This is a genomic window from Burkholderia sp. MSMB1498, assembly GCF_001526245.1.
In the GTDB taxonomy this organism is placed as follows: Bacteria; Pseudomonadota; Gammaproteobacteria; order Burkholderiales; family Burkholderiaceae; genus Burkholderia; species Burkholderia savannae.
This window is the reverse complement of record NZ_LOYJ01000132.1, coordinates 1-23200: the sequence shown is the minus strand read 5'-3', so window position 1 is coordinate 23200 and position 23200 is coordinate 1. Positions and strand designations below refer to the sequence as shown.

Annotated in this window: 18 protein-coding genes and 1 pseudogene; 13 read left to right on the top strand and 6 right to left on the bottom strand. The window is 66.6% G+C overall.

Annotation, left to right across the window (positions count from 1 at the left end; all coding sequences use genetic code 11):
• Positions 1-71 precede the first annotated feature (71 nt).
• Positions 72-1745, top strand: a complete 1674-nt coding sequence (locus WS91_RS31320; protein ID WP_059671668.1) for a phosphodiester glycosidase family protein — start codon at positions 72-74, stop codon at positions 1743-1745.
• 46 nt (positions 1746-1791) lie between these two features.
• On the opposite strand, the gene WS91_RS31315 is transcribed toward WS91_RS31320, so the two are convergent.
• Together WS91_RS31315 and WS91_RS31310 are read right to left on the bottom strand one after the other, a co-directional pair.
• Entirely contained in the window at positions 1792-1995 is a 204-nt protein-coding gene (locus tag WS91_RS31315; protein ID WP_059575592.1) for a hypothetical protein, read from the bottom strand.
• Between the two features lie 112 nt (positions 1996-2107).
• Complete coding sequence (locus tag WS91_RS31310) at positions 2108-3610, bottom strand: peptide MFS transporter (RefSeq protein WP_038755209.1); 1503 nt, start codon at positions 3608-3610, stop codon at positions 2108-2110.
• A gap of 636 nt (positions 3611-4246) precedes the next feature.
• Here WS91_RS31310 and WS91_RS31305 point away from each other — a divergent pair.
• From WS91_RS31305 to WS91_RS31275, 7 genes are all read left to right on the top strand, one after another.
• Complete coding sequence (locus WS91_RS31305) at positions 4247-4828, top strand: cupin domain-containing protein (protein WP_038755211.1); 582 nt, start codon at positions 4247-4249, stop codon at positions 4826-4828.
• A gap of 182 nt (positions 4829-5010) precedes the next feature.
• Positions 5011-6630 (top strand): peptide ABC transporter substrate-binding protein, encoded by a 1620-nt coding sequence (locus WS91_RS31300; protein WP_038755213.1) that lies wholly within the window; start codon positions 5011-5013, stop codon positions 6628-6630.
• Positions 6631-6642: 12 nt separating this feature from the next.
• A complete protein-coding gene (locus WS91_RS31295) occupies positions 6643-7581 on the top strand; it encodes an ABC transporter permease subunit (protein WP_038755215.1) in 939 nt (312 codons plus the stop codon).
• 12 nt (positions 7582-7593) lie between these two features.
• The gene (locus WS91_RS31290; RefSeq protein WP_038755217.1) at positions 7594-8496 is read left to right on the top strand and encodes an ABC transporter permease; all 903 of its coding nucleotides are present in this window, start codon (positions 7594-7596) and stop codon (positions 8494-8496) included.
• A gap of 3 nt (positions 8497-8499) precedes the next feature.
• Positions 8500-9489: an ABC transporter ATP-binding protein gene (locus WS91_RS31285; protein WP_059575586.1), complete on the top strand. Its 990-nt coding sequence runs from the start codon at positions 8500-8502 to the stop codon at positions 9487-9489.
• Positions 9486-10619, top strand: a complete 1134-nt coding sequence (locus WS91_RS31280) for an ABC transporter ATP-binding protein (protein ID WP_059671667.1) — start codon at positions 9486-9488, stop codon at positions 10617-10619. The genes WS91_RS31285 and WS91_RS31280 overlap by 4 nt, the downstream gene beginning before the upstream one ends.
• A 157-nt stretch (positions 10620-10776) precedes the next feature.
• Complete coding sequence (locus WS91_RS31275) at positions 10777-12213, top strand: OprD family porin (protein ID WP_052145222.1); 1437 nt, start codon at positions 10777-10779, stop codon at positions 12211-12213.
• 247 nt (positions 12214-12460) lie between these two features.
• Here the strand turns inward: WS91_RS31275 and WS91_RS31270 are convergent, their stop codons facing one another.
• The 4 genes and pseudogenes from WS91_RS31270 to WS91_RS31255 all read right to left on the bottom strand — a co-directional run bounded on the left by WS91_RS31270 (position 12461) and on the right by WS91_RS31255 (position 15623).
• Positions 12461-13450 carry a DedA family protein/thiosulfate sulfurtransferase GlpE gene (locus tag WS91_RS31270; protein ID WP_059671666.1) on the bottom strand — a complete coding sequence of 330 codons (990 nt, stop codon included), beginning with the start codon at positions 13448-13450 and terminating at the stop codon, positions 12461-12463.
• A gap of 157 nt (positions 13451-13607) precedes the next feature.
• Positions 13608-13880, bottom strand: a complete 273-nt coding sequence (locus tag WS91_RS31265) for a hypothetical protein (protein WP_038755227.1) — start codon at positions 13878-13880, stop codon at positions 13608-13610.
• Positions 13850-14082: pseudogene (locus tag WS91_RS38065) on the bottom strand (hypothetical protein). The gene WS91_RS31265 and the pseudogene WS91_RS38065 overlap by 31 nt, the downstream one beginning before the upstream one ends.
• A gap of 137 nt (positions 14083-14219) precedes the next feature.
• Positions 14220-15623 (bottom strand): GntP family permease, encoded by a 1404-nt coding sequence (locus tag WS91_RS31255; RefSeq protein WP_038755230.1) that lies wholly within the window; start codon positions 15621-15623, stop codon positions 14220-14222.
• A gap of 285 nt (positions 15624-15908) precedes the next feature.
• Here WS91_RS31255 and WS91_RS31250 point away from each other — a divergent pair, with 285 nt between their 5' ends.
• The 5 genes from WS91_RS31250 (at position 15909) to WS91_RS31235 (ending at position 22928) form a co-directional block, all read left to right on the top strand.
• The gene (locus WS91_RS31250; RefSeq protein ID WP_059575580.1) at positions 15909-17438 is read left to right on the top strand and encodes a sigma-54 interaction domain-containing protein; all 1530 of its coding nucleotides are present in this window, start codon (positions 15909-15911) and stop codon (positions 17436-17438) included.
• 289 nt (positions 17439-17727) lie between these two features.
• Positions 17728-18276, top strand: a complete 549-nt coding sequence (locus tag WS91_RS31245) for a BON domain-containing protein (RefSeq protein ID WP_082754974.1) — start codon at positions 17728-17730, stop codon at positions 18274-18276.
• Positions 18277-18343: 67 nt separating this feature from the next.
• Positions 18344-18631: a hypothetical protein gene (locus tag WS91_RS37060; protein WP_162483273.1), complete on the top strand. Its 288-nt coding sequence runs from the start codon at positions 18344-18346 to the stop codon at positions 18629-18631.
• A gap of 102 nt (positions 18632-18733) precedes the next feature.
• Complete coding sequence (locus tag WS91_RS31240; RefSeq protein ID WP_038755234.1) at positions 18734-19024, top strand: H-NS histone family protein; 291 nt, start codon at positions 18734-18736, stop codon at positions 19022-19024.
• Positions 19025-20573: 1549 nt separating this feature from the next.
• Positions 20574-22928 (top strand): bifunctional acetate--CoA ligase family protein/GNAT family N-acetyltransferase, encoded by a 2355-nt coding sequence (locus tag WS91_RS31235; RefSeq protein WP_059671665.1) that lies wholly within the window; start codon positions 20574-20576, stop codon positions 22926-22928.
• Positions 22929-23200 lie beyond the last annotated feature (272 nt).

The window sequence follows — 23200 nt, the reverse complement described above, 5'->3', positions numbered from 1 at the left end:
GGTTCGTATACTCGGTCCCCGCCGTTGCGTCGCAATGGGCAGCAACGGACGAAATCGACCGAGGAAGAATCTTGCGGACTACGAATTCAATTGGCATCCTTGCCGCGCGCCTGCTTCCCGCCCTCGCGCTGGCGCTCGCGAGCTGCGGCGGCGACGACCTGACGCCCGCCGCGCAGCGCTGGGCGATGCCCGCGAGTGAAATGCCGCTCGGTCCGCAAGGGCTTGCGCAGAACGTGTCGTCGCAAACGGTCGCGACGGGCGTCGCCTATTACCAGATCAAGCGCGGCGCGCCGAGCGCGGCCGATTTCTGGACCGTCAACATCGGTTTCTACGCGACGCAGGCCGCAACCCAGGCCGATGCGGCGAACCTGGCCGCCGCCGGCTTCGCGACGCGCGTCGACGCGTCGGCGGGCACCGACCTGCAGGGCAAGGTGCTCGGCTACTGGCTGTCGGTCGGCCGCTACGCGGCGCAGGCCGATGCAACGGCCGCGGCCACGCAGATCGCGCAGGCGACGCAGAACCGCTACAAGCCCGGCACGCGGCATACGTCGCTCGCCGGCAATCCGACGACGGGGCCGTGGATCGTCAACGTGCTCGCGATCGATCCGTCGCAGGCCGGCGCGAAGCTGTCGATTGCGCTGGCGGGCGGCAACGATCTCGGCGCGGGCGGCGAGACGGTGTCGGCCGCGCGGGCGCGCGTCGACGCGCTCGCCGGCGTCAACGGCGGCTTCTTCACGAACGTCAATCCGTTCGGCGCGCCGCTGCCGCCGCGCTCGCCCGTCGGCGCGACGGTGGTCGACGGGCGTCTCGTCGCCGCGGCGATCGGCAAGCGTCCCGGCCTGCTGCTCACGCGCGACGCGAACGGCCGCCAGCGCGCGACGATCGCGCGCAATCTCGCGACGGCGATCACGCTGACCGACGCGCAGGGCGGCGCGATCGCGGTGCAGACGCTGAATCGGCCGATCCTCGGCACGGTCGCCAACTGCGGCGTGCAGGCGAAAGTGCCGACGAGCGAGCCCGCGCAGGACACGGTCTGCACGAATTACGACGATCTCGTGATGTACGACGCGCTGTACCTGCGCGGCGGCGCATCGAACACGCTCGTCGACGCCGGCTATCAGGGCGCGCGATATGAACTCGTGGTCGATGCGAACGGCGTCGTCGTCGCGGGTCACGCGACGCTCGGCGCGGCGCCGCCGCCGAACGGCTATGTGCTGCAGGGGCTCGGCGCGAGCGCCGCGTGGCTGCAGGCGCACGCGGCGCCGGGCACGCGCCTCGCCGCATCGCAGCGGCTGTCGGCGAACGGCGCGGATCTCGCGCTCGCGTCGGGCACGTCGCTCGTCGAGGCGGGGCCGACGCTGTCGGCGCCGAATCTCGCGCAAAGCGCCGCGCAGGAGGGTTTTGCGCCGACGGTGGGCGGCGTCGACGCGGGCGAAGGCGGCGCCGCGAACGGCAGCTGGTACAACGGCTGGTACGTCGCGCGCAACGGGCGCACGGCGGCGGGCGTCGCGGCCGACGGCACGATCCTGCTCGTCGAGATCGACGGCCGGCAGCCGGCGCTGAGCGTCGGCACGAGCATTCCGGAGACGGCGGCGGTGATGGCGTGGCTCGGCGCGACGTCGGCCGTCAATCTCGACGGGGGCGGCTCGAGCAACATGGTGATCGGCGGCAAAACGGTCGGACATCCGTCCGACGCAACGGGCGAGAGAGGCGTCGGCGACACGTTGATGCTGTTGCCGAGCTGACGGGACGAAAAAGCCGCGCGCAGGCGGCGCGCGCGGCGCGGCGGTGTCAATGGCGCAGATCGGTCCTCGCGCGCTTCGCGCTCGACGCGTCGTCCTGCGTCGCGTCGTCCGCGTCGGGAGGATCGTCGTCGCGCTCGGTCAGGAGCGCGTCCACGTCAGCGGCGGCCGCCGCCGCGCGCAGCGCCGTGCAGCGCTGTGCGCGGCGGATGTCCGACAGCATCCGCCAAAGCCTCGTAGTCTTGTTTTTCATCGTTCTCTCCCTGCCGATGTCGCCCGTGCCGGCGAGTTGGTTTCAGTGTAGGACGCTTGCGGGCGAACCGTAGGGAGAATGTGGCGCGCAAGTCACATGTCGAGGGATTTCACTAGTGCGCGGCAACCGCCTGCGCTTCGCGGCGCTCCGTCTCGCAGCGGTGATGCTCGCGCGACAGCTTGTTCATCAGCGGCAGCATCAGCAGGCCGATCGCCGTGCCGCCCGCGGCGAGCCAGCCGAGGCCCGTGAACAGCTCGATGTAGAGCGGCAGCGACGCGGTCGCCGGCAGATCGTTCGACGGCATCTGCGCGAAATTCGCGACGACGCTGCCGAGATATTGAGATACGCCCGTCGCGACGAAGTAAGCGCCCATCATGAAGCCGCCCATCCGGGCCGGCACGTAGCGCGCGATCATCGCGAGGCCGAGGCCGCTCACGAGCAGCTCGCCGAGCGAGTAGAAGCCGTAGCCCGCGACCATGAACCACGACGACACGCGGCCGTCGACCGCGAAGCGCCCGCTGATCGCGAACGCGAGATAGCCGATCGCGACGACGGCGAAGCCGAGCGCGTACTTGCCGGCGACGGGCAGATCGCGGCCGCGCTTGCCGAGCCCGTTGTAGATCGCGACGAGCACGGGGCTCAGCAGCATGATCCAGATCGGATTGAGCGCCTGGAACTGCGCGGGGCTCCACGTGAAGAGCGTCGTGCCGAACAGCATGAAGCGCGGATCGACGTTGCGCAGCGCGAACAGCGTGAGCGACGTCTGCATCTGCACGTAGAAGATGAAGAACAGGATCACCTGCGCGATCAGCAGCAGCGCGGCGATGAGGCCCGAGCGCTCGGAACGGTTCGATTTCGCGATCATGTACGCGAAGATCGCGAGGATCGCGAACGCGGCGGCCCACACGCTCGCGACCGCGAGCTGCTTGTGGCCGAGCACGTACATCGTGACGAGGCCGAGCGCGATGCCGCCCGCCGCGACCGCGGCGAGGCGCCGCCAGTGAACGGGCTGCGCGTCGGGCTGCGAGCCGATGCGCGCGAGCGTGCGGTGCATCAGCACGAAGTTGAGGATGCCGAGCACCATCCCCGCGCAGCAGACGGCGAACGCCGTGTGCCAGCCCCAGTGATCCTTGATCCACGGCGTCGCGAGCATCGACGCGGTGGAGCCGATGTTGACGGCCATGTAGTAGATCGTGAACGCGCTGTCGATGCGCGCGTCGTCGCCCTCATAGATGCGGCGCACGAGATTCGCGGCGTTCGACTTGAAGAGCCCGTTGCCGACGACGATCACGCCGAGCGACGCGTACATGAACGCCAGATGATCGTTCGGAATCGCAAGCATCAGGTAGCCCGCGCACAGCACGACGGCGCCGATGATCATCGAGCGGCGCGCGCCGAGCACCTTGTCGCCGATCCAGCCGCCGATCGACGGCGACGCGTAGACGAGCGCGGTGAACGCGCCCCAGGTCAGGTTCGCCTGGCCGTCGGTGAAGCCGAGCTTGTCGACCATGAACAGGACGAGCAGGGCCGCCATCCCGTAGTAGCCGAAACGCTCCCACATTTCGATCAGGAAGACCGTCGTGAACGAGCGGGTCTGGGAGACGCGAGTATTCATTGTGCACCTCTGGATTGAACAGACGAAACGCCGCGCGCGGCGGCGCGGCGGATGGCGGGCGAGACGCCGGCCGCTGTGCGGCCGCGAACCGGTCCCGGCGGATCGGTGCCGGCCGGAGGGTTGCGCGGTGAAGGGGGCGAGGTGCTCAGGCGCGCGCGCGCGGCGCGCGGCAAAGTGGAAAGGGTCGTCATGTCGATAAGCGGGCAAGCGCACCGATCGGGGCGCAAGACGAGGCGCGGCGCGCGGCGGATGGTCCGCGCGACTTCACCGTTGAAAAACATGCGGACCGCGAGATCGTCGCAGTCCGCCGGGCGGCCGCGATTCTCGCGGCGTGTCGGATCTTCGTCACTCAGGGTAATCCCCGAAAAAGAGGGCTGTCTTCTTTGCTGCTCATGGTCGTGGGCGGGTTGAAAGCCGTTGGTCGAGCTCCGCCGCAACACCCGCAAACCCGCTTGCAGCTTGCCTGTGAAGGCGGCGAGTCTGGCAAGATAGCGTGCTGTCTCGATTTCGGCGCCACGGCTTGCTGCGTCCGCTTCGGGGCGACAGCGCTGCGCGAGACGACGAAGAGTAAGTCATATCTATCAAACTTCGTTATTTTCCATCAAACATTTTTTGACGATAAGATTTCGGCCTGCTATGGTTCCTTCCACTGAAAACACGCGGCCTGCCAATGCCGGCATCGCGCTCGGGAGCAAGATTCGGGCGCTGCGGCAGAGGTTGAAGCGCACGCTCGACGAAACAGCGACCGCCGCGGGTATTTCCAAGCCGTTTTTGTCGCAGGTCGAACGCGGGCTCGCATCGCCGTCCATCACGTCGCTGGCCGGCATCGCGCACGCGCTGGGCGTCACGGTGCAGTACTTCGTCGAGACGCCGAGCGAGGAGCGTTCGGTTTGCCGCGGCGATCAGTTGCGCTTCTTCAGCTTCGCCGATTCGGCGAACCTGTTCGCGCGGCTGACGAACGTGCCGGAAGGGCGCCAGCTCGAGGCGATTCTCGTGCGGATGCCGCCCGGGCAGAAGCGCTCCGAGGTAACGACGCATGCAGGCGAGGAATTCCTGTACGTGATTGAGGGTGAAGTGTCGTTGACGCTGGAAGGCAAGTCGTTCGTTCTGTATGCAGGTGACAGTGCGCATTACCAGTCGACGGTCCCGCACAGCTGGGTCAACACCGCGAAGATCGAGTCGGTGGTGGTCTGGGTCGGGACGCCGAGGCTGTTCTAAGACGGGGCATTCCTTCGTTCTTTCGACGGGGTGCCTGTCGAAAGGAACGTAAGGATGACTAATATGAAATTCAGGAACCAGGGGCCTCCCGTTTCCGTGCGCCCATAAGCGTTCTTCGCGCCGCGCCGCGCACGGCCTCGTGTCGCGCGCTGCATTCCCGCTATCACTACCAATCGCACACGATGAAACACACGCATGCCTTCGCGGCCGTGCTGGCCGCGCTCGCCCTGACGACGTCGCAATCCGCCTCGGCCGTCTCCGTTCCCTCGAACGTCGTCCTCGCCGATCAGCAGGACATGACGCGACAGATGCCCGCGGAGGTCGAGTCGCTCGATCCCGCGCACATCGAATCGTGGACGGGCAACACGATCGGCCTCGATCTGTTCGAAGGGCTCGCGCGTATCGCGGCGGACGGAAGCGTGGTGCCGGGCGTCGCGCAATCGTGGGAGCACAAGGCGCCGGATACGTGGATTTTCAAGCTGCGCCGCGACGCGAAGTGGAGCAACGGCCAGCCGGTGACGGCCGCGGATTTCGTGTATTCGTGGCAGCGTCTCGTCGATCCGAAGACGGGCTCGAAGTACACGATCCTCGTCGAGTTCGTGAAGAACGCATCGGCGATCATCGCGGGCAAGCAGCCGCCGAGCAGCCTCGGCATTCGCGCGGCCGATCCGTACACGATCGAAGTGCAAACCGAGGTGCCGGTGTCGTACTTCCCCGAGCTCACCGCGATGGCGCCGCTCGCGCCCGTCAACAAGGACGCGGTCGCGAAGTTCGGCGACGCGTGGACGCGCCCGAAGAACATCGTGAGCAACGGCGCGTACACGCTCGTCGACTGGCAGCCGAACAACCGCATCCTGATGGCGAAGAGCGACAAGTACTGGAACGCGCGCAACGTCGTGATCCGCAAGGTCACGTATCTGCCGATCGAGAACGACGAAACCGCGCTGCGCATGTACCAGGCGGGCCAGATCGACTACACGTATTCGATTCCCGCGGGCGCCTTCGGCCAGGTCAACAAGCAGTTCGGCAAGGAGCTGCGCCCGGGGCTGCAGCTCGCGACGTACTACTACTACTTGAAGAACAGCGATCCGGCGCTGAAGGACAAGCGCGTGCGCGAGGCGCTCGCGATGGTGCTCGATCGCGACATCCTCACGTCGAAGATCACGCAGGCGGGCGAAGTGCCGATGTACGGACTGATGCCGAAGGGCGTGAAGGGCGTGCAGAAGCCGTTCACGCCGGACTGGGCGTCGTGGCCGATGGCCAAGCGCGTCGACTACGCGAAGAATCTGCTGAAGCAGGCGGGCTACGGCGAGGCGAATCCGCTCGTGTTCACGCTGACCTACAACACGAACGACCTGCACAAGAAGGTCGCGCTCTTCGCGGCGTCCGAATGGCGCACGAAGCTCGGCGTGACGGCGAAGCTCGAGAACGTCGAGTTCAAGGTGCTGATGAAGCAGCGTCATGACGGCAAGGTGCAGGTCGCGCGCGACGGCTGGTTCGCCGACTACAACGATGCGATGACGTTCTTCGATCTGATCCGCTGCGGCAGCCCGCAGAACACGGTCGGCTATTGCAATTCGAAGGTCGATTCGCTCGTGGCCGACGCGAACCAGAAGCTCGACGAAGGCGCGCGCACGGCGTTGCTCACGCAGGCGCACGATCTCGCGATGAGCGACTATCCGATGCTGTCGCTGTTCCAGTATTCGGCGGACCGTCTCGTGAAGTCTTACGTCGGCGGCTACACGCTGACGAACTACATCGACATGCGCGCCTCGCAGGACATGTACCTGACCAAGCACTGAGCGGAGCCGACCATGCTGGCCTATGCATTGCGGCGCACGTTGTGGGCGGTGCCGACGATCCTCGCGGTCGTCACCGTCTGCTACCTGCTGCTGCACTTCACGCCCGGCGGGCCGTTCGACAGCGAGAAGCAGCTTTCCGCCGCGACGCTCGCGAACCTGAACGCGAAATACCATCTCGACGAGCCGCTGTGGAAGCAGTACCTGCTGTATCTCGGCTCCCTGCTGCACGGCGATCTCGGCCCGTCGTTCCGCTATACGGACTGGTCCGTCAACGATCTGGTGCGCAAGGCGTTTCCCGTGAGCCTCGGCGTCGGCGGCGTGTCGATTCCGCTGTCGATCGTGCTCGGCGTGCTGCTCGGCACGATCGCCGCGGTGCGGCGCGACAGCTTCGTCGATCGCTTCGTGATGCTGATCGGCAACTTCGGCAACGTGATACCGCCGTTCGTGCTCGGCCCCGTGCTCGTGCTGATCTTCGCGATCCTGCTGAAGACCTCCGAGGGCGTGGGCTGGCTGCCTGCCGGCGGCTGGAGCGACGGCGGCTGGCGCTATCGCGTGCTGCCCGTCACGCTGCTCACGCTGATCAACGTGTCGCTGCTCGCGCGCGTGATGCGCGGCTCGATGATCGAGACGCTGTCGAGCAACTACATCCGCACCGCGCGCGCGAAGGGCCTGCCCGGCCACACGATCGTGCTGCGCCACGCGCTGAAGCCCGCGCTGATGCCCGTCGTGTCGCTGTTCGGCACGGTCTGCATCTCGTCGATCACCGCGGCCGTCGTGACGGAATCGGTGTTCGCGCTGCCGGGCTTGGGCCAGCTCGTCGTCAACGGCGCGATCAATCGCGACTACACGCTCGTGCTCGGCCTCGTCGTGCTGACCACCGTCTGCGCGGTGCTGTTCAACCTGCTGGTCGACCTCGCGTACGCGTGGCTCGATCCGCGCATCCGCTATTGAGAGGGCGACGCGATGACGCCTGTTTCCTCTTCGATCGAGGTGCCGCAGCCGGCCGATACGCCGCCGCGCTCGCGCACGCCGCTCGAGCTCGCCGCACGGCGCTTCGTGCGCAACCGCGCGGCGCTCGCGAGCCTCGCGGTGCTCGTCCTGATCGCGCTCGCGTGCTTCGTCGGGCCGCTTCTTTCTCCTAACGATCCGGCCGCGAGCGACTGGTCGTCGATCAGCCTCGCGCCGACCGTCGCGAACATGCACTGGTTCGGCACCGACGAGCTCGGCCGCGATCTGCTCGTGCGCACGCTGATCGGCGGGCGCGTGTCGCTCGAGGTCGGCCTGCTCGGCACGTTCGTGTCGGGGCTCTTCGGCGTAGCGTGGGGGGCGATCGCGGGCTTCGCGGGCGGCCGCGTCGACGCGACGATGATGCGGGTCGTCGACATGATGTACGCGATTCCGTATCTGCTGATCGCGATCCTGATGATGACGCTGTTCGGCCGCTCGTTCATCCTCGTCGTGCTGACGATCAGCGCGTTCTCGTGGCTCGACATGGCGCGCGTCGTGCGCGGCCAGACGCTGTCGCTGCGCACGCGCGAGTTCGTCGACGCGGCGCGCGCGATCGGCGTCACGCCGGCCGCGATCGTCCGGCGCCACATCGTGCCGAACCTGCTCGGCGTGGTGGTGGTTTATGCCACCGTCAGCGTGCCGGCGATCGTGCTGACCGAATCGGTGCTGTCGTTTCTCGGGCTCGGCGTGCAGGAGCCGATGACGAGCTGGGGCGTGCTGATCCAGGACGGCGCGCAGAAGCTCGAAGCGATGCCGTGGCTGCTGCTCGCGCCCGCCGTGATGCTGTGCGTGACGCTCTATTGCGTGAACTTCGTCGGCGACGGTCTGCGCGACGCACTCGACCCGAAGGACCGCTGAGATATGGCGCTGCTCGAAGTCAAGAATCTCGGCGTGCGCTTCACGCGCAGGGAAGGCGAGCCGGTCGACGCGGTGTCGGGCGTGTCGTTCTCGCTCGAAGCGGGCAAGACGCTCGGCATCGTCGGCGAATCGGGCTCCGGCAAGAGCCAGACGGTGATGGCGCTGCTCGGCCTGCTTGCGGGCAACGGCTCGACATCGGGCGAGGCGCTGTTCGACGGCGAGAACCTGCTGCGGATGAGCGCGCGGCAGTTGAACGAAGTGCGCGGCAACCGGATCGGCATGATCTTTCAGGACCCGATGACGTCGCTCAATCCGTTCCTGACGATCGAGCGGCAGATGACGGAAAGCCTGCAGCTTCATCGGAAGATGTCGCGCCGGGATGCGATCCGACGCGCGGTCGAGGCGCTCGAATCGGTCAGGATTCCTGACGCGGCGCGCCGAATCCGGATGTATCCGCACGAATTCTCGGGCGGCATGCGCCAGCGCGTGATGATCGCGATGGCGCTGTTGCTCGAGCCCGAAATCCTGATCGCCGACGAGCCGACGACCGCGCTCGACGTCACCGTGCAGGCGCAGATCATCGAGCTGCTGCGCGAGCTGAACCGCGAGCGCGGCACGTCGATCGTGCTGATCACGCACGACATGGGCGTCGTCGCGGGGCTCGCCGACGACGTGATGGTGATGTACGCGGGCCGCACGGTCGAGTACGCGAGCGCCGACGCGATCTTCTCCGCGCCGTCGCATCCGTACACGATCGGGCTGCTGAACGCGCTGCCGCGCCTCGATGCGCCCGACGGCGCGCCGCTCGTCGCGATTCCCGGCAATCCGCCGCTGCCCGGCCAGGGAATGCGCGGCTGCGCGTTCGCGAAGCGCTGCTCGCACGCGTCGGATCGTTGCGGCGCCGAGCGCCCCGAGCTGGCCGCCTATTCGGACGCGGGCGCCGTGCGCGCGTGTCATCGACCCATCGCGGAAATCATGGGAGGGCTGCGATGAGCGCCGCGACTGATCTCATTTCCTCTACGTCCTCGTTCGCGCCGGATTCGCCGGATGCGTCGGGCGGCGTGGGCGCCGCCGGCATCGGCGCGCCCAATGCCGATGCGCAACGCGACGGCGCGCCGCCGGATGCCGATGCGCTGCTGTCGGTGCGCGATCTCAAAGTGCATTTCCGCGTGCCGCTCGGCGGCTATCCGTGGTCGCCGAAGGGCACGCTGCGCGCGGTCGACGGCGTGTCGTTCGACGTGAAGCGGGGCGAGACCGTCGGGCTCGTCGGCGAATCGGGTTGCGGCAAGTCGACGCTCGCGCGCGCGCTGATCGGCCTCGCGCCGGTGACGGCGGGCACCGTGCAGTGGCGCGGCGAGCCGATCGTGACGGGCGCGCGCCGCGACGCGCGCAAGATCCGCCGCGAGATGCAGATGATCTTTCAGGACCCGCTCGCGTCGCTCGATCCGCGGATGACGATCGAGCAGGTCGTCGCCGAGCCCATCGTCACGCATCGGCCAGGCATCGGCCGCGACGAGGTGCGCCGCCGCGTGTTGACGATGCTCGAGCGCGTCGGCCTGAACGCGCATCATCTGCTTCGTTATCCGCATGAATTTTCCGGCGGCCAGTGCCAGCGCGTCGGCATCGCGCGCGCGTTGATCGGCGAGCCGCATCTCGTGATCTGCGACGAGCCCGTGTCCGCGCTCGATGTGTCGATCCAGGCGCAGATCGTCAATCTGCTGCGCGATCTGCAGCGCGAACTGTCGCTCTCCTATCTGTTCGTCGCGCACGATCTCGCGGTCGTCAAGGCGATCAGCCAGCGCGTGCTCGTGATGTATCTCGGCCGCGTGATGGAGTTCGGCGCGCGTCGCGACGTGTACGGCGCGCCGCAGCACCCGTACACGCGCGCGCTGCTCGCCGCCGCGCCGACGCCGGAGCCCGCGCGCGAACGCGCGCGGCGGCCGCTGTTGCTCGCGAGCGAGATGCCTTCTCCGCTCGATCCGCCATCGGGCTGCGTGTTCCGCACGCGCTGCCCGGATGCGATCGATGCATGCGCGCGCGAGGTGCCGCAGCCGGAGGTGCGCGGCGGATCGTCCGCGCGCGTCGCGTGCATCCGGGCAGGCGTCGCCGGCGCGCAGCGCTGAGCAGTACCGACAAAGACACAATAAGCCAACAGGGGTGTGGACGGCGCGAAAGAACTTCGCGCCGTGGGAAGACGCGCCGTTACGGCGGCGCGTTGGGGTGTCGCCGGCCGCGCATCGCGGCCGGCGCGTGGGTAGTCAACATAAAAAGAGAAGCGCAATGACACAACATCAACCGATGAAGAGGGTCGCGCGGGCAGTCGTGCTCGCGTGGGGACTGCCGGTGCTTGCCGGCGTGTCGATCGCAGGCGCGGCGCGCGCGGACGATGCGGCGCCCGCCGCGCCGCTCGCGCAGCAGGCGACGACGCCGAACGCGGTGATCAACGCCGACGCCACGCAGGAGGTCATGCCGGCGGAACCGGTATCGAGCCAGGCGAAGTCGAAGGGCTTCATTGCCGACAGCCATTTCGACGTGCTGCTGCGCAACTACGCGGACGTGCTCGACGCGAAGGGCGGACCGCATCGCCATGCATGGGTGCAGGGCGTGATGGCGAACTTCGAGTCCGGCTACACGGGCGGGCTGATCGGCTTCGGCGTCGACGCGTCGATCTACGCGGCGCTGAAGCTCGACGGCGGCGCGGGCGCGGGCAACATGGTGCACATCGCGAAGGGCGGCGGCGGCTCGAACCAGCTCGCGTGGGCCTTTCCCGGCATCTACGACGTGAAGGCGCGCATCTCGAACACGGTGATCAAGTACGGCCTGCAGGCGGTCGACAATCCGTTCATGGAGCAGCACGACAACCGCGCGCTGCCGCCGACGTTCCTCGGCGCCACGATCGTCAGCAACGAATTCAAGAACGTGATGCTCGAAGCGGGCAGCTTCACGAAGACCAACGCGCGCGGCCATACGACGCTCACGAACCTGACGACGCAATACGGCGGCACGCGCGTGGATCGCTTCACGTATCTGGGCGGCACGTGGGATTATTCGTCGACGGGCTCGGCGACGTTTTACGCAGGCCAGGCCGACGACGTATGGCGCCAGTACTACGGCTCGGTCAAGCAGAGCTACGGCTCGCCGCAGACGATCAAGTGGACGGGCTTCGGCAACTTCTATTCGACGCACGACACGGGCGATGCGCGCCAGGGCAAGATCGACAACAACGCATACAGCCTGTCGCTCGCCGCGCAGCATGGCCCGCACGAGCTGCTGCTCGGCTATCAGCAGGTGCTCGGCGACCAGTTCTTCGATTACCTGAACGAAACGAACGGCGTCTTCCTCGTCGATTCGATGGACGTCGACTACAACGCGCCGCACGAGAAATCGCTGCAGCTGCGCTACACGTTCTACGGCAAGGACGCGGGCCTGCCCGGCTTCAAGGCGACGGTGTGGGGCGTGACGGGCTGGGGCGCGGACGGCTCCGCGAGCGCGGCGCTCGATCCGACGCGCTCGAGCATCTACTGGAAGGACGGCGCGCCGGTGCAGGGCCGCCATCACGAGTTCGGCTTCATTCCGTCGTACACGATCCAGAGCGGCAAGTTCAAGGACACGAAGATCACGTTCATCGCGATGTGGCACGTCGGTTCGGCGCATTACTCGGACAGCACCAACCAGGAATACCGGCTCGTCGTGAACGTGCCGGTGAAGGTGTTCTGAGCACGCCGAAACGATTCGGGCGGCGGCGAGCGCGAGGCGGCCGACGGGGCGTCCGCGCTTTCGGCCGCGGCGACGGCGGTTGCGGCATCGGCATCGGTGTTCGGCGACGGCGTTCGACGTGAGTGTTCACGCGCCGGCCGGCACCGTTCGGCCTGATTCGCGTGATGCGCGCGTGTGCGGCCGCGCGCCCGATCGATCACGCGAATCGGGCAGCCAGGACGGATCGCTCCGATCAGCGGAAGTGGGATCAGGCGGTTTTGTGCGCGGGCGCGAGCCCCGCTTCGCTTGCCAGTTGCGAATCGAGCTCGATCAATTGCCGGCCGGTGTCGCGCCATGCGTCGAGGCCGCCGCGCAGCGCGAGCGCATCGGCGAAGCCTGCCTGCTTGAGGCGCTGCGCCATCAGCGCCGCCGACACCTCGTTCGGACACGAGCAATAGATCACGAATTTCTGCGTCGCCGGATAGCGCGCGACGATGTCGCGCAGATCGCGCTCGTCGGCGAATTGCGCGCCGGGGATCGCATAGGGGTCGAGCTTGCGATGCTCCGCCGAGCGCGTGTCGAAGACGATCGGCGCGGAATCGGTTTGCAGCAGCCGATCGAGCTCGTCGACGTCGATCCGCGCGTTCGCGAGCTGACGAATCAGCGCGCGGCGGCGCATCCAGCGCACGGCCGTATAGAGCGCGAGCAGCGCGACGATCACGGCGAGCACCGCGCGGCCGAGCTGGTTCGCGCCGGTGAACAGCCAGTCGATCTGCCGCGCGAACACGAACCCGACGGCGACGCCGCAGCCCGCCCACAACAGCGCGCCGAGGCCGTCGTAGCCGACGAAGGTGCGATAGCGCGTGCCGAGCGCGCCCGCCATCGGCACCGAGATCAGCGACAGACCGGGAATGAAGCGCGCGACGGCGAGCACGCGCACGCCCCAGCGGCCGAAGAAACGCTCGGTCTTCTTCACGCAACTGTCACGCGACAGTGAAAGCTTGCATAAGGTTTTCAGCGCGCGGCCGCCGAAATGCCGGCCTGCCACGTACCACACGGTGTCGCCGATCAGCGCCGCGAGCACCGCGAGCGCGAGCACGGGCGCGAGCTGCGCGCCGAGCGCGTCCGGATGCAGCGTCGCCATCGCGCCGAACAGCACGAGCGTCGGCATGGCCGGCACGGGCAGGCCGATCGCGGCCGCGAGCACGTTGACGAACACGATGAGCGGCCCGAAACGGGCGACGAGATCATGAAGCATGACGAAACGATGGACGATCGCCGCGAAGCGCGCGCGGCATGAAGCGCGTTGATGTGCCGATTATCGGCTATTTTCGGAAAGGAGATCGCGCCGCGCATGGACGCGCGGCGAAGACGGCGAGGGCGCGGGCCAGCCTCGGCTTCACCGCGGCGGCGGATCAGGGCGCCGCGGTGCGGGCGAGCGGAACGGTGCCGTGCGTTTCGCCCGGCAGTTCCGCGCCGTGCGAACGTATCGCGGCGATCAACTCGGCGGGTGTGATCTCGTAGCGTACTTCCCGATGGATGCCGGGTTTGCGTTCGTCGATTTCGATAAGCAGTACGCTTTTACCGTCTTCGGTGGCTGCGAGACGCAGCGAGCGAAGCTCGCGCCCGTCGGCCTGATCGAATTCGGTCAACAGGGTCATGGCCCCGGAAGAACCGGTCGTGCGCATTGAACGTGTCCTCGTGTCGTGAAGTAGGAAATGTTGCTCTGCGAACTGCTTCAATGCAGTTTAGCCGAACCGGACGACGGCAATGAGAATTTTGCGAGATGTTGGAGCCGTGGGGCCGGGCGGCCCGACGGCGCGCTGCGGCGCGTTGAACAATGAGCCGTTCGGTGTACGCGCAAACCCGCATGTTGCGGCGGCGCGTCACGGCAAAAAGTATGAGCGAAAACGCAATCGGCCCGGCGCGCCGTCGATCGGCGAGCGCCGGGCCGATGCAGCGGGCGGCGCCGCGCCGAAGCAGTCGGGCTGCCGCCGCTGGACGGGCGCGTTGCGCCCGTCGCCGGATCAGACGAGCCCCGTCAGATAATAGACGGCGATCACGAAGAACACCGCGAGCGTCTTGATGACGGTCACCGCGAAGATGTCGCGATACGATTCGCGGTGCGTGAGGCCCGTCACCGCGAGCAGCGTGATCACCGCGCCGTTGTGCGGCAGCGTATCCATGCCGCCGCTCGCCATCGCGACGACCCGGTGCAGCACGTCCATCGGAATCTGCGCGGCCTGCGCGCCCTTGATGAAGAGATCCGACATCGCCGCGAGCGCGATGCTCATCCCGCCCGACGCGGAGCCCGTGATCCCCGCGAGCGAGCTGACCGACACGGCTGCGTTGACGAGCGGATTCGGAATGTTCTTCAGCGCGTCGCCGACGACGATGAAGCCCGGCAGCGCGGCGATCACGCCGCCGAAGCCGTATTCGGACGCGGTGTTCATCGCGGCGAGCAGCGCGCCGCCGACGGCCGCCTTGGTGCCGGTCGCGAAGCGCTCGTGCACGCGCCTGAACGCGGTGATGACGACGAGCAGGATGCCGAGCAGCAGCGCCGCCTCGACCGACCAGATCGCGACGACGGTCTTGATCGGCGTCGTGATCGGCGTGTGGACGCCCGGCAGCACGTCGGGCGGCACCGTGTACGATGCGCCGCCGTACCACACTGGAATCAGTTTCGTCAGCGTGAAGTTCGCGACGCCGACGAGCACGAGCGGCGACACGGCGAGGATCGGATTCGGCAGCGACTGCGTCTCGACGCGCTCCGGCTCGTTGACGAGCGACGTGCCGTAGCCTTCGCCGCGCGCGAGCGCCGAGCGGCGGCGCCATTCGAGATACGACAGGCCGACGACGATGATGAAGACCGAGCCGATCGTGCCGAGCGCGGGCGCGGCCCACGCGGTCGTCTTGAAGAACGTGGTCGGGATGATGTTCTGGATCTGCGGCGTGCCGGGCAGCGAATCCATCGTGAACGAGAACGCGCCGAGCGCGATCGCGCCCGGCATCAGGCGCTTCGGAATGTTGCTCTGACGATAGAGCTCGGCCGCGAACGGATAGACGGCGAACACGACGACGAACAGCGACACGCCGCCATAGGTGAGCAGCGCGCACACCGCGACGATCACCGCATTCGCGCGCGAGCGGCCGATGTAGCGGATCGCGGCCGCGACGATCGCCTCGGAGAAGCCGGACAGCTCGATCACCTTGCCGAACACGGCGCCGAGCAGGAACACCGGGAAGTAGAGCTTCACGAAGCCGACCATCTTTTCCATGAAGATGCCGGAGAAGACGGGGGCGACGGCGGCGGGGTCGGTCAACAGCACCGCACCGAGCGCGGCGACGGGCGCGAACAGGATCACGCTGTAGCCGCGGTACGCGGCGAACATCAGGAACGCCAGCGCGGCGAGGACGATCACGAATGACAAGAGAGTCTCCTAATCTTGGTTGTTGTGCGAGCGTGCGCGCCTCGCGGACGGCGCGATGCCGCGGCAGGCGCTGCCGCAGGATTCGTGCCATCCGCCGTGCGGCGGGCCGCTGCCGCACGGGCGAGGGGGCGCGCGCGGCGGCCGGGTGCCGGCTGCGTCCGATTCTACAGAAAACGTCTCTTTGGCTAGACGAATGCGCCGCCCGGTGCTCGTCGTTTCGTGGTTTGGTCTTTATTGACAAGCGCTTGCCGGATGTCTCCCGCGTGAGATAATTCGTCTCGTTTTGTGGACAAGAATGAAAAAGTGGAGACGAGTGCACAGATTTCGGACGGCTGGGCCGCGCTTCCCGCCGATTACGGCGATGTGCTGCGGCGCGCGGCGGCGTCGCTTTTCAAGACCTTCGAGCATTCGAGCGTCGGCACGCTGATCGTCGACAAGGACGCGCGCGTCGTCTGGATCAATCAGCGTTACGCCGCGCGCTTCGGGTTCGCCGATCCGCAGCAGGCGATCGGCCGCGATTGCGAAGCGGTCATTCCGCACAGCCTGATGCGCGAAGTGGTCGCGACCGGCCGGCCGATTCTGCTCGACATCATGGAAACCGGCCGCGAGCCGCTCATCGTCACGCGCCTGCCGCTCACGGACGACGCGGGCGAGACCGTCGGTGCGATCGGCTTCGCGCTCTTCGACGAGCTGAAGACGCTGACGCCGCTTTTCTCCCGCTACATGCAGGTCCAGCAGGAGCTGATCGCGACACAGCGCTCGCTCGCGCAGGCACGGCGTCCGAAATACACGTTCGCGAGCTTCGTCGGCACGAGCGCGCTGATTCTCGAGACGAAGCGGCAGGGGCGGCGCGCCGCGCAAGTCGATTCGCCCGTCCTGCTGCTCGGCGAGACGGGCACCGGCAAGGAGCTGCTCGCGCATGCGATTCATGCGGCGTCCGCGCGCGCGCTGAAGCCGCTCGTGACCGTGAACGTCGCGGCGATTCCCGATGCGCTGCTAGAGACCGAGTTCTTCGGCGCGGCGCCGGGCGCGTACACGGGCGCGGACCGCAAAGGCCGCGTCGGCAAGTTCGAGCTCGCCGACGGCGGCACGCTCTTTCTCGACGAAATCGGCGACATGCCGCTGCCGCTGCAGGGCAAGCTGCTGCGCGTGCTGCAGGACAAGGAGTTCGAGCCAGTCGGCTCGAACCGGATCGTGCGCGCGAACGTGCGGATCATCGCGGCGACGTCGGCCGAGCTGCCGGCGCTCGTCGCCGAAGGGCGCTTTCGCGCGGATCTCTATTACCGGCTGAACGTGCTGACGATTCACGCGCCGCCGCTGCGCGAGCGCGCGTCGGACATCGAGGCGCTCGTCTACACGATGCTCGAGGAACTCGCCGCGCAGCACGGACTCGCCGAGCACTGCGAACTGACCGACGACGCGCTGCGTCTGCTATGCGCGTATCCGTGGCCCGGCAACGTGCGCGAATTGCGCAACACGCTCGAGCGGGCGCTGATGCTGTCCGATCGCGCGTTGATCGATGCGCGCGCGCTCGCGCCGTTCATCGGGCCGGGGCGCGGCGCGGCGTCGGGCGGCGGCGCAGGCGCCGGCTTCGGGGCGGGCGCGGGTTTGGCCGCGGGTGCGGCGCCGGCGGCCGTGTCCAACGCAAGCGCTGCATCTTCTTCTTACTCGGACGCATTGGCCGCGTGGGAGCGTCAGTTCCTGACGGACGCGCTGGCCGCATGCAACGGCAAGGTGACGGAAGCGGCCGCGCGCATCGGCATCGGGCGCGCGACGTTCTACAAGAAGCTCGCGGCGCTCGGCATCGATACATAGCGGACGGTTCGCGCGACGCGCGGAACACGTGCGCTGCGAACGCGTCGGCGCTCGCACGCCGAGCGGGCGCATCCGTGTGGAGGTCGCGATGAAGCGCATCAGATTCGCCGCATCGTGCGTGGCGTTCGTCGCCGTCGTCGCGCAGGCGTTTGCGCAGGGCGGCGCGGTGCGCGTATTGCCTGCATCGCCTGCATCGTTTGCGTCGTCTGTGCCGTTTGTGCCGTCCGCACCGCTTGCGTCGCTTGCAGCGCTTGCATCGTCCGAATCGGCTGCGAAGTCGTTGCCCGCGATGTCGGCGTCGACGATTTTCGTGGCGTCGTCGCCGGCATCGTCAACGTCACCGGCATCGCCGGAATCATCGGTTTCGTCGGTGCCGGACGCATCGCCGGGATCGACCGCTTCGATCGAACGACGCAATTGGTACGACGATCCTTTTTTTGTATTGTCGAATTCGATTGCCGAATGTCCGATGCCGCTGGGTCCATTGATGACGCGTGCGCAAATGGAAGACGATGCGCATTACCGCGTCGAGCGCGGAACGACTTGCTGGCTCGCACATCGCTGCAGCAAACCGAATTCCTATTTATATGACAAGCAGATTGCCGAAGAACTGAAGCAGCGATTTCTCGCCGGCGATCCGGCTTTGGCGGGCACGAGCATCTGGATCACGATTCAGCGCCGCTTCATTTATGCCGAAGGATGCGCGCCTGCGTCGTTCGATCGCGATGCGCTGCGACGCAGGCTCGAAGCGCTGCCGGACGTCGAGCAGGTATTCATTCGGCTTACCGACGATCCGCGCGGACGTGCGCCCTACAAGACACTCGTTGCGCCTGATTGACCCTTTGCCGCGCGCGTTGGCATATACTCGCGTCGTCCAAGAAGAAAGCGGAGCGATAGGCAGATTCATGAAACAGACGGGTGCGCCAGCGCCGGGGCAATGCGGCGCGTTCTTGCGGACGGTATTTTTGATTGCTTTAATGGCGGTGCTCTCGGGCTGCGGGGGTAGCGCGCCGCTGTTTACGCCGGACGGGCGTGCGACCACGATGGTCCAGTGTCCGGAAGGCGGTCCTTGGGACACCTGCATTCAGAATGCGCGCGGCATTTGCGGCGGCGATTTCGATACGATCAAGCAATCGGTCGATAACGGCGTGCGAAACCTTCTCTTCGCATGCAAGGCTAGAAATGGCTTTTGAGCATCGCTTGCGGAATATGAAAGCAATGCAAAAAATATTCGATTGATCCTGAATAGATTCATATAATTCCCTCTATAAATAACGAGACGGAGCTTCATCCATATGGCGACCTATAGGCAACTGACCGCACAGCTCGAAAAACTTCAGCAGAAAATCGACAAGGAACGCGAAAAAGCAATCGCGGACGCCATTGCCGATATCCGGGCGAAGATCGAGGAATACGACATCACGCCCGAGGAGTTGGGGTTCAGAAGCATCAAGACCGCGGCGAAGCCGAAGCGCCAGCTGCCGCCGAAATACCTCAATCCGAAGACGGGCGAGACCTGGAGCGGCCGTGGCCGTGCGCCGGCGTGGCTCGGCAAGAACCGCAACCGTTTCCTGATCAAGGACTGATCCCGAAAAACCTCACCTTTGGCGCCTTGAACGACGGTGCGAACGGCAAGCCTGCCATTCGCACCGTTTTGTTTTGGCCCAACGGCTGCTTGTTTCACGGCAGCCACGCGATGTCGTGCCGCACATGGTTGCACGCTGATTCGGCGATAAAACTCGTGGCTTTAGACGGATATTGCGTCATTTCACAATCGAAGCGAATTTTCCGATTCGTTGAAATTGTTTCACACCGCATCGCGCATATGGGACGGCGTTCGCGAATTTCCCGTTTTGATTCGAGATTTCGGCGCGACTCGACGACCTATCCCGAACATCCTCACCATGACTCCCGAAAACGCTCACCTTTGACGGGCGAAGCGAGCCTCGTATTCGTCGCGGCGGGGCATACCTTTCGAGACTCGGTTCGGAAGCCGGGCACGCGCTTAGATCGCGATGCCAAAGACGCGATGACGTGTCGATGATGCGATTCCTCGGTCCTGATTCGCCGAACGGTATGCCGGAATGGACATCGCATTCGAACCGCGAATGTGTGCGGACGGCATTTTTGAGACGGGCTTCTCATCCGATTGACGATTGGTTTGAGTCGCACGGCGGCCGGCGAGAATGGAATGCGTTCGTTGTTTTCGCGAGATATATTTCTTAACGGCTTGTAATGTTTGCCGGTGTGCATGCGCATTCGCGTTCGTCGTGAAGCGCCGGCGCCGGCACCGCTACATTGCGAGCGACATGTCGCTTGCGGGACCTCGATCGCAGGCCCGTTCGACGAAGCGCCATGCGCAATGGCCGTTGCGCCCGCATTCGAACGCAATCGTGCGATGGAGCCGCGCAATGAACGCGATTTCGGTCGCATGCCGGACTTCGTCGCTCGACCGATTCCGCAGTGAGGCCGCACACCGAACGAAAGTTGGCCGCTATTGAGCAATGCATCGAATTCGTTGAATCGGGGCGCGCGATGCTTCATCCGGCTGGATCGGATTTTCGAGACGATCGTTTCAACACGAATCAGCATGTCTTTTAAAGCCGTGTGGCGAGACATGTCTGCGCGTGCAATCAAATGCGGACGAACGGGCCGTTTCGGGATTGCGCGTCTTCTGTAATCGATTCCGGGGAATGGGCGCTCGTTCGGGCGGACCGTGGCCGGCCGTGTGTCGGGCAGCGGTATCGCGAGCCGCGCCGCCGAGGCAGGCGAATTTCGCGCCGCGCGCCGTTGGTCCGCATCGCCGCGTTCGCGGCAAAGCCGGCGGGCAGCTTCGTCGAAGACGGGTAGCGCCGCCGCCGATTGCGTGGCTTGCTCGATCCATCCTTGCATGTTGTCCTGCTCCATTTCAAAAGGCCGGTATCTCCGTTCCGTGTTTCCGGCGGAGATGGGGCTGCGTCGGCGACCGGCAGGGAGGTGTCGATGTCGATGATGCCGACGCTTGCGCGAATCGGCGACTCGGCCGAACGGCATATAGGCGACGTGTGGCGCTTCGCCTATCCTATGGGCTCACAGGTTCGGTTCGGCCCGGCCGCGCCGTCGAGTGCCGTCATTCAACCTTTCAACGGAGTTGCCGTGACCGTTCGCAATCTCGATGCGTTGTTCCAGCCGACTTCCGTCGCCGTTGTCGGCGCGTCGCCGCGTCCGGGCAGCGTCGGCGCGATGGTCTGGGCGTGCGTGCTCGACGGCCGGTTCGGCGGTGCGATCTGGCCCGTCAATCCGAAGTACGGCGAACTGAACGGGCACAAGGTTTATCCATATGTCGATCAACTGCCGAGCGCACCGTCGATCGCGATCGTCTGCACGCCGCCCGCGACATGGCCCGGCATCGTGCGCAAGCTCGGCGGCTTGGGCGTTCGCGCGGCGATCATCGTCGGCGCGGCCCGATCGAGCGCCGATCGGGCCGCGCTCGAACGGGCGCTCGCCGCGGCGAAGCCTCATTTGCTGCGGATCATCGGGCCGGGCAGCCTGGGTGTCGTTTCGCCCGCGCTGAACGCGCACTTCGGCGCGCCGGCATGCATCGTGAAGGCGGGCGGGGTCGCGTGGGTGTCGCAGTCGAATGCGCTGACGAACGCGGTGCTCGGCTGGGCGCATGCGCGCGGGCTCGGTTTCTCTCATGCGATCGCGCTCGGCGGCGAGGCGGACGTCGACGCGGCCGACGTACTCGACTACCTCGCGAGCGACGCCGCGACACGCGCGATTCTGCTCGAGCTCGACACGGTGAAGTCGGCGCGCAAGTTCATGTCAGCGGCGCGCGCGGCGGCGCGCAACAAGCCCGTGCTCGCATTGCGCACTGGCCGTGGCGATTCGGGCGATCTGCTTCATACGGCCGCGTTTCAGCGCGCCGGGATGGTGCGCGTCGACGCGCTCGACGATCTCCTCGACGAAATCGAGACGCTCGGCGTCGGCAGGGCCGCGGCGAGCGGCGCGGCGACGCTCGTGACGAGCGACAGGGGCGTTGCGAAGCTCGCCGTCGATGCGCTGGCGGCGGCCGGAGAGACGCTCGCGCAATGGCCGCAGGCCGCCGTCGACGAAGTCGGTGGCGCGCTGCCCGCCGGCATCGACGCGGGCAATCCGCTGCTGCTCGGCGACGATGCGCGTCCCGAATATTTCGGCGCGGCGCTGAAGGCGCTCGCGCAGCACCCGCAGACGGGCACCGTGTTCGTGGTGCACGCAACGTCGCATAGCGCGCCTGCCGACGACGTCGCGCGCGTGCTGATCGAAGCGCGCAAGTTCGCGCGCCGCGGCATGCTTGCATGCTTCTTCGGCGGCGTCGATGCCGCGACGCGCGACGCGTTGCACGAGCACGGCATTCCGGTGCACACGACCCCGCAGCGTCTCGCGCGCGCACATGCGCGCCTCGTCGACTATCAACTGGGGCGCGAACTATTGATGCAGACGCCGGAGGGCACGCCGCCGCAGCCGACTGCGTCGGTCGCCGCTGCGCAACAGGCGGCGCGCGCGGCGCTCGCACAGGGGCGGGACGTGTTCGAGGGCGACGCGGCGCTCGGCTGGCTGGCGGGTTTCGGCGTCGAGCGTGCGAGCGAGGCGGACGTCGGCGATGCGATCGTCGACATTACGGTCGAGATGTACGACGACCAGAACTTCGGGCCGGTGTTCCGCTATTCGGTGCCGCCGGCGGACGGCATCTCCGCGCCGTTTGTCGTCTACGGACTGCCGCCTTTCAACACTGTGCTTGCGCGAGCGGTCGTCGCGCGTTCGCCGTATGCGCGCCGCGCCCCGCCCGAGCCGTTGTTGCATGCGCTGACCGCGCTTTCTCAGGCGGTGTGCGAGGTGCGCGAGGTCGTCCAGATGTCGCTCGTGCTGCGCGTGAAATCCGAGCGCGTCATCGCGGTGAGGCCGTGCATCAGGCTCGCGACGGGACGCAGCCGGCTTGCGATCGTGCCGTATCCCCGTTACCTGGAGCAGAGAATCGACTGGCACGGAGAGCCCATCACGGTGCGTCCGATTCGCCCCGAGGACGAGGCAGCGCATCGCGAGTTGCTGAGTGCGATGACGCCGGACGATTTGCGGATGCGCTTCTTCGGCGCGGTTCGCAACTTCGATCACTCGCAGATCGCGCGGATGACGCAGATCGATTATGACCGCGAGATGGCGTTGATCGCGACGGTCAACGACGCCGACGGCCGCGCGCATACGCTCGGCGCGGTGCGCGCCGTGACCGATCCGGACAACGAAGCGACCGAGTTTGCGATCGCGGTGCGGCCCGATCAGAAGGGCAAGGGGCTTGGGCGGCTGCTGATGGCGCGCATCATCGAATACGCGCGTTCGCGCGGAACGGCCTGGATGATCGGCGAAGCGTTGCGCGAGAACACGGCGATGATCACGCTCGCGAAAAATAGCGGCTTCGCGGTGTCGGCGACGGAAGAGCCGGGGGTGGTCGGGCTCAGGTTGAAACTGCAGCCGTGAGCCCGGCGGCGTGGCATTCGGCGTCGTGCGCGTGCGTTCGGATGAGGGGTTAAGTAGCCGCTGCCGGATGTCGTCGATGTGGCCGAAGTTTTGAAATCCGATGCTTGAGGCGCGGACGGTGCTTCGGGCGTTGCCGATATTTTCCAAGCCGTCGACATTGCTGATTGCAGACCGCGGCCGACGATTTCAGCGTCCCGGTTGCCATTGCCGCCAACGACGCCAACGACGCCAACGACGCCAACGACGCCAACGACGCCAACGACGCCAACAAC

Coding starts and splice junctions, on each gene's coding strand:
- WS91_RS31315 (WP_059575592.1), bottom strand. CDS start 1,995: ATGAAAAACAAGACTACGAGGCTTTGGCGGATGCTGTCGGACATCCGC.
- WS91_RS31310 (WP_038755209.1), bottom strand. CDS start 3,610: ATGAATACTCGCGTCTCCCAGACCCGCTCGTTCACGACGGTCTTCCTG.
- WS91_RS31305 (WP_038755211.1), top strand. CDS start 4,247: ATGGTTCCTTCCACTGAAAACACGCGGCCTGCCAATGCCGGCATCGCG.
- WS91_RS31300 (WP_038755213.1), top strand. CDS start 5,011: ATGAAACACACGCATGCCTTCGCGGCCGTGCTGGCCGCGCTCGCCCTG.
- WS91_RS31295 (WP_038755215.1), top strand. CDS start 6,643: ATGCTGGCCTATGCATTGCGGCGCACGTTGTGGGCGGTGCCGACGATC.
- WS91_RS31290 (WP_038755217.1), top strand. CDS start 7,594: ATGACGCCTGTTTCCTCTTCGATCGAGGTGCCGCAGCCGGCCGATACG.
- WS91_RS31285 (WP_059575586.1), top strand. CDS start 8,500: ATGGCGCTGCTCGAAGTCAAGAATCTCGGCGTGCGCTTCACGCGCAGG.
- WS91_RS31280 (WP_059671667.1), top strand. CDS start 9,486: ATGAGCGCCGCGACTGATCTCATTTCCTCTACGTCCTCGTTCGCGCCG.
- WS91_RS31275 (WP_052145222.1), top strand. CDS start 10,777: ATGACACAACATCAACCGATGAAGAGGGTCGCGCGGGCAGTCGTGCTC.
- WS91_RS31270 (WP_059671666.1), bottom strand. CDS start 13,450: ATGCTTCATGATCTCGTCGCCCGTTTCGGGCCGCTCATCGTGTTCGTC.
- WS91_RS31265 (WP_038755227.1), bottom strand. CDS start 13,880: ATGCGCACGACCGGTTCTTCCGGGGCCATGACCCTGTTGACCGAATTC.
- WS91_RS31245 (WP_082754974.1), top strand. CDS start 17,728: ATGTCGGCGTCGACGATTTTCGTGGCGTCGTCGCCGGCATCGTCAACG.
- WS91_RS37060 (WP_162483273.1), top strand. CDS start 18,344: ATGAAACAGACGGGTGCGCCAGCGCCGGGGCAATGCGGCGCGTTCTTG.
- WS91_RS31240 (WP_038755234.1), top strand. CDS start 18,734: ATGGCGACCTATAGGCAACTGACCGCACAGCTCGAAAAACTTCAGCAG.